9 protein-coding genes are annotated in these 10977 nt (G+C 69.6%); 7 read left to right on the plus strand and 2 right to left on the minus strand.

Going from position 1 to position 10977, the window contains the following annotated elements; all coding sequences use genetic code 11:
* The coding region (locus tag ACXJKR_RS14030) for a sensor histidine kinase (RefSeq protein WP_457323355.1) at nucleotides 1–1135 on the plus strand (1135 nt) is incomplete at its 5' end.
* On the opposite strand, the gene pdxR is transcribed toward ACXJKR_RS14030, so the two are convergent.
* Complete coding sequence (pdxR, locus tag ACXJKR_RS14035) at nucleotides 1132–2556, minus strand: MocR-like pyridoxine biosynthesis transcription factor PdxR (RefSeq protein ID WP_457323356.1); 1425 nt, start codon at nucleotides 2554–2556, stop codon at nucleotides 1132–1134. The two genes, ACXJKR_RS14030 and pdxR, sit on opposite strands and share 4 nt — an antisense overlap.
* 96 nt (nucleotides 2557–2652) lie before the next feature.
* Between pdxR and ACXJKR_RS14040 the strand changes: the two genes are divergently transcribed.
* On the plus strand, nucleotides 2653–3096 hold the full coding sequence (locus ACXJKR_RS14040; protein WP_056193646.1) for a carboxymuconolactone decarboxylase family protein: 444 nt from the start codon (nucleotides 2653–2655) through the stop codon (nucleotides 3094–3096).
* Nucleotides 3097–3105: 9 nt separating this feature from the next.
* Here the strand turns inward: ACXJKR_RS14040 and ACXJKR_RS14045 are convergent, their stop codons facing one another.
* Nucleotides 3106–4020: a LysR family transcriptional regulator gene (locus ACXJKR_RS14045; RefSeq protein ID WP_457323357.1), complete on the minus strand. Its 915-nt coding sequence runs from the start codon at nucleotides 4018–4020 to the stop codon at nucleotides 3106–3108.
* 118 nt (nucleotides 4021–4138) lie between these two features.
* Here ACXJKR_RS14045 and ACXJKR_RS14050 point away from each other — a divergent pair, with 118 nt between their 5' ends.
* From ACXJKR_RS14050 to ACXJKR_RS14070, 5 genes are all read left to right on the plus strand, one after another.
* Nucleotides 4139–4873, plus strand: a complete 735-nt coding sequence (locus ACXJKR_RS14050; RefSeq protein WP_457323358.1) for an SDR family oxidoreductase — start codon at nucleotides 4139–4141, stop codon at nucleotides 4871–4873.
* A 62-nt stretch (nucleotides 4874–4935) separates the two neighbouring features.
* Entirely contained in the window at nucleotides 4936–6933 is a 1998-nt protein-coding gene (locus tag ACXJKR_RS14055) for a molybdopterin-containing oxidoreductase family protein (protein ID WP_457323359.1), read from the plus strand.
* Between the two features lie 132 nt (nucleotides 6934–7065).
* Nucleotides 7066–9054, plus strand: coding sequence for a M30 family zinc metallopeptidase (locus ACXJKR_RS14060; protein WP_457323360.1), 1989 nt, complete (start codon nucleotides 7066–7068; stop codon nucleotides 9052–9054).
* A gap of 62 nt (nucleotides 9055–9116) precedes the next feature.
* Entirely contained in the window at nucleotides 9117–10181 is a 1065-nt protein-coding gene (locus ACXJKR_RS14065) for an aminopeptidase (RefSeq protein WP_457323361.1), read from the plus strand.
* Nucleotides 10147–10680: a GNAT family N-acetyltransferase gene (locus ACXJKR_RS14070; RefSeq protein WP_457323362.1), complete on the plus strand. Its 534-nt coding sequence runs from the start codon at nucleotides 10147–10149 to the stop codon at nucleotides 10678–10680. The genes ACXJKR_RS14065 and ACXJKR_RS14070 overlap by 35 nt, the downstream gene beginning before the upstream one ends.
* Nucleotides 10681–10977: the final 297 nt, after the last annotated feature.

Consider the following 10977-nt stretch of genomic DNA (forward strand, 5'->3'; position numbering starts at 1 on the left):
CGACCGCGTCATGTACATGGTCAGTTCGCCGCCGGGCCAGCTGCTGTTGGGCGACGCACGCCTGCCGCCGCCACCAGGCTCGCCAGCGCTGAACGAGCCGGTGTTCTTCGACGCCACCGTGCCTGAGCGCATGCGCGTCGTGTCGCTGGACCTGCATCTGGGCGCGGCCGGCACGGCGGATTCGACGCTGCGCGTGCAGATCGCCCGCTCCAGCGCGCCGCGCGAGCTGCTGGCGCAGCGCATGCTGCTGGACACGGCCCTGCCGCTGTCCCTGCTGATCGCACTGATGAGCATGGTGGTCTGGGCCGGCATCCGCAAGGGCCTGAAGCCGCTGGCCGAGCTGCAGCAGCAGGTGGAAGGCCGGCGCGCCGACGCGCTCGACCCCGTGCAGCTGCGCGCCGCGCCGCCCGAGGTCAGCGCACTGGCCGGCGCCGTCAACGAACTGCTCGGCCAGGTGCAGCAGAGCCTGGCCACGCAGCGCCGCTTCATCAGCGATGCCGCCCACCAACTGCGCACCCCGCTGGCGGGGCTGAAGAGCCAGACCGAGTTGGCGCTGGAGGCCAACACCGATCCGGCCCTGCGCCAGCGACTGGAGCGCGTGCACGAGAGCGCCGTGCGTGGCGCGCGGCTGGTGTCACAGCTGCTGGTGCTGGCCCGCGCCGAGCCCGAGGCCGTGGCGACCCAGGGCTGGGCGGCGGTGGACTGCGACCGCCTGGTACACGAGGTCACGGCCGAATGGGTGCCGCGTGCTCTGGCCGCCGGCTGCGACCTGGGTGTGGACATCGTCAACGCGGGCCTGAGCGTGCAGGGCGTTGAGCTGCTGCTGCGCGAGGCCCTGGTCAACCTGATTGACAACGCGGTGCGCTATGCCGGCCGTGGCGCGGCCATCACCGTCAAGCTGCGCCGCGCGGGTGACGACGTGTGGCTGGACGTCGAGGACAACGGCCCCGGCCTCACGCCCGAGCTGCGCGGGCGCGCCTTCGAGCGTTTCGTGCGCGGCTCGGCCCATGGCGAGGGCTGCGGCCTGGGACTGGCCATAGCCCGTGAGATTGCAGAGCGCCACGGCGGCAGCGCCGAGTTGCTGCCGGCGGCACCCACGGGCTGCATCGCGCGTCTGACACTGCCGGCCGCCTAGGTCAGCAGCTCGGCGACGCGGCTCAGTGCCTCGGCTATGCCATCGGGCGTGACGCGCCCAAAGCCCATCAGCAAGCCGTCCCGCCCGGCCGCAAACGCCTGCAGCGGATACAGCCCCACGTCCACGCGCCGGGCCAGCGCCGCGAGCTGCGGTGCGTCGATGGCAACGCCCGGCTTGAACAGCGCCGCCTGGTGGAAGCCAGCCTCCGCGGGCAGCAGCGTCAGCCATGGCGCCAGCGGCCCGGCAAAGCCCGCCATCAGCCGCTCGCGCCGCTGTGCATACTCGGCCACGCAGCGGCGCAGATGCTTGCGGTAGTTGCCTTCGGCCATGAAGCGGGCCAGCACGTTCTGCAGCAGGCTGGGGCCGTGCACGTCGGCCAGGTGCTTGGCGTGCAGCAGCGCGTCGCGCAAGGCCGGCGGCGTGATGACATAGCCCAGCCGCAGCGACGGCGCCAGCGTCTTGGAGAAGCTGCCGACAAAGGCCACACGGCCGTCCGTGTCCAGCCCCTGCAGGCTGTCGCGCGGTTGGCCCTCGAAGCGGAACTCGCTGTCGTAGTCGTCCTCGATGACGACGGCGCCCGTGCGCGCCGCCCAGGCCAGCAGCGCACGCCGTCGTTCCATGCTCATCGCCACACCGAGCGGGAACTGATGGGCCGGCGTCGTGTAGACGAGCTTGGCGTCGGGCGGCAGCGCGTCGGTCACCAGCCCCTGTTCGTCCACCGGCACGGGGGCGATGCGCGCGCCCTGCGCCTGCAGCAGCCCGGTGATGGGCGGGTAGCCGGGCGACTCGATGGCCGCCACATCGCCGGGCCCGACCAGCACGCGGATGAGCAGGTCGAAGGCCTGTTGCGCGCCCTGGGTGACGATGACGTCCGCCGCCGAGCAGCGCACGCCGCGGGCATAGGCCAGGTGTTCGGCAATCGATTCGCGCAGCGCGGCCAGCCCGGCCGGCGGGGCATGCGCGCCGCCCTGGCCGAGCTGGCGCTGGGCCGCGTGCAGGTGGCGGCGCCAGTCCTCGTGCGGGAAGAGGGCGGGCTCGGGCGAGCCGCCGATGAAATCCCAGCGCGCCAGCGGGTTGTCGGCAAAGCGCAGCAGCGGCACCGGCAGGGCCTGGAAGGCGGCGATGCGTTCGGCGCTGGCGAGGCGCGCGGTGGTTGCCACGGGCCGTTCGGCCTCGGCCGCCGGTAGCGCGCGCACAAAGCTGCCGCGCCCGCGCCGCGCCTCGATGAGCTGCTCCAGCGTCAGCCGCTCATAGGCCTCGGCCACGGTCTGACGCGCCAGGCCCAGTTGCTCGGCCAGCAGCCGTGTGGGTGGCAGCTGGGCACCGGTGGCCAGCCGGCCGCTGCGGATCAGGCCGCGCAGCTGGCGCAGCAACTGCTCGCCCAGCGGCTGGTCGCGGTCGATGACGATGTGGAGATCCATCCGGTGGCCTGCTCGATTTGGTCGGGATTGGACTGCTTGGCGCGGCGCCCGGGATTCAACATTCGTTCACCCCAACCCCACCCACCGGAGCATCTCATGACCACCCCCCGCATCGACTTCTACACCGCCTCTCCCGCCGCCCTCAAGGCCATGCTGACGCTGGAAGGCAGCATCGCCAAGCTGGGCCTGGAGCCCAGCCTCATCGAGCTGGTGAAGATGCGCACCTCGCAGATCAATGGCTGTGCCTTCTGCCTGGACATGCACAGCCGCGATGCCCGCGAGGCCGGTGAGAGCGAGCGCCGCCTGCACGTGCTGCCGGCCTGGCGCGAGACGACGCTGTTCACGCCGCGCGAGCGCGCCGCCCTGGCCTGGACCGAGGCGATCACGCTGATCACCCAGGGCCACGCCAGCGACGCCGACTACGCCGCCGCCACGGCCGAGTTCAACGAGGCCGAGATGGTCAACCTGACACTGGCGATCACGACCATCAATGCCTGGAACCGCTTCGCCATCGGCTTCCGCAAGGCATTGCCCGCCTGAGCGGCCTGATCAGGCGTAGCCGTCCACGCCATTGACGAGCCGCGCGCACAGCCGCGGCTCGCCGAGCTTTTCCAGCCACCAGGCTAGCGCCCGGCCGTCCCCGGCGCGCCAGCCCAGGTAAAGCGTGTTGGGCTCGCGCGGCACGCTGGCCTGCTTGGCCACCAGCTCGCCACGCTTGAGCAGCGAGGCCACGCGCACCTCCGGCAGCCAGCCCACGCCCAGCCCGGCGCGCTGGGCCGCAATCTTGGCCGTCATGCTCGGCACGGCCAGCGTGGCCTGGCCGGCGCCGTGGCCATAGGCTCGGCCATCGCCACGGCGTGAGCTGTCGGCCACGACGACGGCGCGGTGGGCCTGCATCTGCTCGGCCGTCAGCGGCCCCTTGACCTTGGCAAGCGGGTGGCGGGGTGACACCGCGTAGACCCAGCTCAGCACGCCCAGCTCACGCCACTGCACACCGGCCAGCGTGGGCGGCTCGTTCGTCGCACCGATGACGAGGTCGGCTCGGCCCTCGGCCAGCGCCTCCCAGGTGCCCCCCAGCACCTCGTGCGTGATGCGCAGGCTCACGCCCGAAGCCAGCGCATCAAAGTCCTGGATGACCGGCATCAGGCTCTCGAAGGCGATCAGCTCGTCGGTGACGATCAACAGCCGGTCCTCCCAACCCTTGGCCACCTGCGTGACGCGCCGCGTCAGGCGCTGCATGTCGTCGCGCAGCCGCGTGGCCTCGCGCACCAGCAGGGCGCCGGCGGGCGTGAGCTGCAGCCGGTAGCGGCGACGGTCGAAGAGCAGGGCGTCGAAGCGGGTCTCGATCTGGCGCAGCGTGTACGACACGGTCGACGGCGCCTTGCCCAGGCTGGCCGCGGCGCGCGTCAGGCTGCCGCTGGCCCCGATGGCCTCCATCAACTGGATCTCGTCGTCGCTGAGCATGATGTTCGAAAGCCTTGCACGAGTCGGCCAACACGGCCGTGCGTCAAAAGGGACGCTGAATCCGAGTATCGAGTCCACGGCAAACAAGCCGCTAACCGCAGACCCAAAGGAAACCATCATGTCTTCACGCTTCACCAACAAGACCGTCCTCGTCACCGGCGGCACCTCCGGCATCGGCCTGGCCGCCGCCCGCGCCTTCAAGGCCGAAGGCGCCCACGTCATCGTCACCGCCCGCCCGGGCAAGCAGCACGAGACCGAAGGCTTCGAGCTGGTGGCGCTGGATGCGTCTGACGTGCTCGGCGCCCGCGCGCTGGGTGCCCACCTCGCCGCCGCCGGCCGTCAGCTGGATGCCGTGTTCGTCAACGCCGGCATCGCTGAGTTCGCATCCCTGGCCGATGCCAGCGAAGACCTGTGGGACCGCACGTTCAACACCAATGCCAAGGGCGCCTTCTTCCTGATCCAGGCGCTGCGCCCGGTGCTGGCCCGCGGCGCGTCCATCGTGCTGAACGGCTCCATCAATGCCCATATCGGCATGCCCAACTCGGCCATCTACGCCGCCAGCAAGGCCGCGCTGATCTCGATGGCCAAGACGCTGTCGGCCGAGTTGCTGCCGCAGGGCGCGCGCGTCAACGTCATCAGCCCGGGCCCGGTGACCACGCCGCTGTACGGCAAGCTGGGCTTCGACGCCGACACGCTGACGCAGGTCGCCGCGCAGATCCAGAGCCAGGTGCCACTGGGCCGCTTCGGCACACCGCAGGAGATTGCGTCCACGGTGCTGCACCTGGCCGCGCCTGAGTCGGCCTTCATCGTCGGCAGCGAGATCGTTGTCGATGGGGGTATGAGCCAACTTTGAGCAGGGGACGGTGCGGATTGCGACAATCGCGGCTCAGCCTGATTTGCGATTGCCTGATCGACATGCACACCCGTACCGTCTTCGGCGCCTGCCCCCACGACTGCCCCGACACCTGCGCGATGCAGATCACCGTCGAAAACGAACGCGTGATCAAGGTGCAGGGCCGCGCCGACCACCCCAACACGCACGGCGCGCTGTGTACCAAGGTGTCGCGCTACCCCGAGCGCACCTACCACCCCGAGCGCCTGCTGCACCCGCTGAAGAGGGTCAGCAAGAAGACCGAAGCGCCGCGCTTCGTGCAGGTGAGCTGGGCCGAAGCCATCGCCGGCATCGCCGCCCGGCTCCAGGCGGTGAAGGACCCGCAGTGCATCCAGCCCTACAGCTACGCCGGCACCATGGGCCTGATCCAAGGCGAGGCCATGGCCGGCCGGCTGTGGAACGCGCTCGGCGCTGCGCGGCTGGACCGCACCATCTGCGCTTCCGCCGGCGGCGCCGGCCTGGCAGCCACCTATGGCCACAAGCTGGGCATGCACACGCGCCACTTCGCTGGCGCCAAGCTCATCATCATTTGGGGCAGCAACTCCATTGCGTCCAACCTGCATTTCTGGACCTATGCGAACCAGGCCAAGCGCGAGGGCGCCAAGCTGATCTGCATCGATCCGCGCAAGACCGAGACGGCGGACAAATGCCACCAGCACATCGCCGTGCTGCCCGGCACCGACGGTGCGCTGGCCCTGGGCCTGATGCATGAGCTGATCCAAAACGGCTGGCTGGACCAGGACTACATCGACAACCACGTCGACGGCTGGGATGAACTGCGCGGCAAGGCCCTGGACTGGCCGCCCGAGCGCGTCGCCCAGGTCTGCGGCATCAGCCCCGATGAAGTGCGAAACCTGGCCTGCGATTACGCGACCACCAAGCCCGCCGCCATCCGCATGAACTACGGCCTGCAGCGTGTGCGCGGTGGCGGCAATGCCGTGCGGCTGATCGCGCTGCTGCCCTGCCTGACCGGCGCCTGGCGCCACCCCAGCGGTGGCGTGCTGCTGTCGGCCTCGGGCTGGAATGCGCCGTACAAGAACCCGGATCTGGAACGCCCGGGCCTGCTCGCCGGGCGCACACCGCGCATGGTCAACATGAGCACCATCGGCGACGCGCTGCTGCAGGCCGCCCCGCCCATCGAGGCGCTGATTGTCTACAACAGCAATCCCGTCGCCGTCGCGCCGGAGTCGCCCAAGGTGGTGAAGGGCTTTCAGCGCGAAGACCTGTTCACCGTCGTGCTCGAGCACTTCATGACCGACACCGCCGATTTGGCTGACTATGTGCTGCCGGCCACGACCCAGCTCGAGCACCTGGACGTGCACACCTCCTATGGCCACACCGATGTGCTGATGAACCAGCCGGCTGTTGCGCCGCTGGGCGAAGCCAAGACCAACACGCAGATCTTCCGCGAGTTGGCCGCGGCGATGGGCCTGACGGATCCCTGCTTCAAGGACAGCGATGAGGACCTGGCCGCGCAGGCCTTCACGTCAGACATCGACATGGGCCTGCTGCGCGAGCAGGGCTGGCAGCCCCTGCCCATTCCCGAGGCGCCATTTGCCGAGGGCGGCTTCCGCACCCCCAACGGTCGCGCGCAGGCCGCCGGCGCCGACTACGTGCCCAACTACGAAAGCGCGCAAAGCTCGCCCGAACTGGCCGCGCGCTACCCACTGGCCATGATTTCGCCGCCGGCGCGCAACTTCCTGAACAGCAGCTTTGTCAACGTGAAGAGCCTGCGCGACATCGAGGGCGAGCCCATCATCGAGATGCACCTCGGCGATGCCGTCGAGCGCGGCCTGGCCGATGGCGCCCTGGTGGCCGCATTCAACGACCGCGGTCGCTATGTGGCCAAGCTCAAGGTCAGCACGCGCGCGCGGCCCGGCGTCGTCAACGGCCTGGGCGTGTGGTGGCGCAAGCTCGGCGTGCAGGGCAGCAATGTCAACGAGGTCACCCACCAGCGCCTGACGGATATGGGCAATGCCCCGGCTTTCTACGACTGCCTGGTGCAGGTTGAAGCTGCCTGAACTTTCCTGACGTGATTTTTGACGTCTGAACCGGGCGGCTAACGGCGCGATGCGCCGGGACGCGTTGGCACAATCCGTGCCCGGCGCCACGCACGAGGATGCGGTGCCGAGAACACAAGGACAGGGAGAACGATGGAGGGCCTCTTCAAGGCTGGGCTGCGCCATGTGGCGGCTGCCTGTGGACTGATGCTGCTTGCCGCCTGCGGCGGCGGTGGAGGCGGTGGCGGTGTGTCGACGCCGACGCCGCCAACGGCGCCCGCCGTGCCAGACCCGGTCGTGCGCCTCAGCGCCTCGGCCACCCAGCTCTACGCCGGCGAGTACGTGCAGTTCACCGCTGGTGATACGCAGAATGGTGTCAACTGGCGCTGGGAGTTCAGCGACGGCGCAGCGGCCGAAGGCCTCACCGTGGAGCGCCGTTTCGCCCAGGCGGGCAGCTTCACCGCCACGGCCGTAGCGCAGAACAGTGCCGGCGTGACGGCGCGCGCCAGCACCACCGTCCAGGTCGAAGCACAGCCTTCGCCGGTGGCACGTGCTGCCGGCTCACTCTTGCCAGGCTGCAGCGGCCTGCACTGTGCGGTGGCTGCGGATGGGGGCTATGCCGGCAGCGGCGTTGGTGTCTGGCGTTTGCGCAACGCCGGCGCCACGTCCCAACTGGTCGACGTGGACATCGCCAACGTGCAGCCTGGGCAGTCCGTGACGCTGGTATTCAGCAACGGCCAGGCCAGCGATGCCACCGAGCTACCGAAGAGCGGCAGCGCTGCAGTGGTCAGCCTGGGCGCGGCACCGAACGCCCGAATTCAGGCTGCCAGTGCATCAGCTGCCGACGAATCCCATCACGACGCCCTGCACGCGCGCATGCTCGGCCTGCAGCAGCAACAGTCGCTGGAGGATCTGCAGGATCAGCAACTGCCTGCTCGGCCCCTGCCGGAGAGCGCCATCGAGCCGCGCCGCCGCGCCCTCGCCGCCGCCGAGGTCGGCAGCACACGCATCTGGAACGATCTCTATGACGATCCCGCCAAGCCCGTGCCGTTCACGGCCAGCGTGCTGAGCACCTGCAGCACCGGAACCGGCCGTCGTCTCGTCTTCTGGGTGGACCAGGCGCTGACCACGGCCCGCACGGTCGAAGCGGCCCAGATCGAGCCCCTGAAGCGCAGCTTCTGCGGCGACCAGGGCGGCTTTGCTCGTGTCATCGCCATGCTCGGCGACGTCTGGGGCGGCAGCGAGGTGGCCAACCGGCCGTGGTTGATCCAGGAAAGCGCGGCGCAGCTGCAGGACGTGAACATCGTCGTCACCGACCACATGGGCGCCGACGCCTCCGCGGCCGGCTACTTCTATGGGCTGAACAACTCCTACCGCTGGCGCAACAGCCGCTACGCGAATTCCAACGAAGCGCTGGCCTTCTTCGTGAACGGCACGGGCCTGGCAAGCAACCCGACCTTCTACGCGTCCACGCTGGTGCACGAGCTCACGCACATGGTGACCTATCACCAGGGCACGATCCAGCGCGGCCTGCTGCACGACGCCTGGTTGGAAGAGACGGCTGCCATGGCCACCGAAGACCTGCTGGCCGAGACCATCACGCCGGGCGCCAACAAGATCGTCATCTTCAGGCTGCCCAGCTACCTCCGTTCTGGTGGCAGCGTGGCCATGATCGACTGGCTGGAGGACGCCGACAGCGCCAACTACGGAGCCGGCGGCAGCCTGGCCGCCTTCTTGAACCGCCGCTACGGCAGCGGCTGGTGGCGCCAGTTGGTGACTGATTGCAGCGCGACGGCCAGCAGCTACAGCTGCCTGGACACGCTGCTGCGGCGCGCCGGCAGCGAGGGCCTGGCCGACGAGTGGGAGCGCCTTGGCAGCAGCGTGTTCGGCGGCATGCCGCAGCGCCATGCGCCCTGGGGCTACGGCTTCCCCCAGGTGCAGTGGGAAGGGCTGTGGCTGATGGGCACCGACACCGCGCAGCAGGCCACCAGCCGCAAGGCTGCGCCCATCAGCGGACTGACGCGCTTCGGCCGCACCGGGCACACCTACCTGGACGATCAGGTGCCGGCCGGCGCAACGCGCTACCAGCGCCGCGGCGTGCGAGTGCCCGCGGGCACCGTGCTCACGGTGGTGCTGCGCTGACGGTTACCTGCGTGGCGAAGCGGGTGGTGACAATCGCGGCTCCGCTTGCACCGCGATCTCGCTTGATCTCTCCACGCGCTTTACTCGTCGCCGTCGCTGCGCTATCCCTGAGTGGCTGCGGCGCCGTGGGCCATTGGGGCCAGGCCGCCGGCGGCCATCTGGGCATCGTTCGTGCGGCCAGGCCGGTCAGCGACTGGCTGGCCGACCCGGCCACCCCACCCGAGCTGGCCGAGCGCCTGAAGCTGACGCAGCAGATGCGCGACTTCGCCACCGCGCGCCTGGCCCTGCCCGACAACAACAGCTACCGCCGCTATGCCGACCTCAAGCGGCCGGCCGTCGTCTGGAACATCGTCGCCGCGCCCGAGTTCGGCTTCCAGCTCAAGACCTGGTGCTACCCCATCATGGGCTGCGCCGGCTACCAGGGCTGGTTCGACCGCGATGCCGCGCAACGCCACGCCGACGAGCTGAAGGCCGAGGGCTGGGAGGTGCAGGTGCAGCCCATTCCTGCCTATTCGACGCTGGGCTGGAGCCGCTGGTTCGGCGGCGACCCGCTGCTGAACACCTTCATCCGCTACCCCGAGGGCGAACTGGCGGCCATGGTCTTTCACGAGCTGACCCACCAGCGCGTCTACACCAGCGATGACACCGGCTTCAACGAGGCCTATGCCACCGCCGTCGAGATGCTCGGTGCCCGCGAATGGCTGGCGGCCAAGCCCGAGGCCCTGGCTGCCTTCGAGGCCGGGCGGGCGCGGCGGGCGCGCTTCCTGGCGCTGGCGCGCGAAGGGCGGGAGAAGCTCAAAGCGGTTTACGCCGGCCCGGCCGAGTCGCGTGCCGAAGCCAAAGCCGCCGTCATGGCCGAGTTGCGTGAGCGTGCCCCCAAGGAGGCGCCGGGCTACGAAGCCTGGTTCCAGCGTGCCAACAACGCCAGCTTCGCGATCCTGTCTGCCTATGACGAACTGGTGCCGGCCTTCACGCGCCTGTTCGAGCGCGAGGGTCGTGACTGGGTGAAGTTTCACGCGGCCGTCGAGCGGCTGAAGCCGCTCGCGCGCGAGGAGCGTCGGGCTACATTGAAGAGCCTTGAGGGAGGCACTTATGACACTGATCCTGCGACGCGTCCGGCCCAGTGATGCCGCTGCGGTTGCCGAGCATCTGGCCGAGCCGGACATCTTTCCTGGCCTGCTGCAGCTGCCCTACGCCAATGCAGAACTGTGGCAACAGCGCCTGAGCACGCCACCCGCCGCTGGCTCGCCCGAGCTGTTCCTGTTGGCCGAACGTGACGGCAAGCTGCTCGGCAGCGCCGGCCTGCACCCGGTCGGCGCCCAAGTGCGCCGCCGCCACGCAATGGCGCTGGGCATCTCGGTGTCGGCCGCGGCGCAGGGGCAGGGCATCGGCGGTGCCTTGATGACTGCGCTGCTGGACTACGCCGACAACTGGGCGCAGGTTCTGCGCGTGGAGCTGACGGTCTACCAGGACAACGAGCGCGCGATCCGGCTGTACGAGCGCCACGGTTTCGAGCACGAAGGGCGGCTCAGGGCCTATGCGCTGCGTGATGGCGTCTACGTGGATGCGCTGACGATGGCGAGGCTGCATCCGAGGCAGCCGTTGGTGCGAGCAACTGCCGCTTGATCGCTAAATAGGCGGTGTGTGCCAACGCACCGGACTGGCGACGGACAGTTCGTCGCAGGTGTGGCCCCAACGCGAAGACCTCAATCAAGTGGTATTGAGCGGCAGGCTGCTGCGCATGTTCATGCGATGGAGGTGGGGCCGGAATCATGCGCCAGCGGGTGGCTGTTGCGCCAGCCGAACAGGCCGAACAGGCCGGCCAGGACCGCGGCGAGGCCCGCGATGATGGCCGTGGCGCTGGCGACGTGCAGCAGCCGGCGGCGCTGCCTTGCGCTCAGCATGGCTTTGCGTGCCGGAGTC

It is taken from the genome of Roseateles sp. P5_E11 (genome assembly GCF_054049355.1).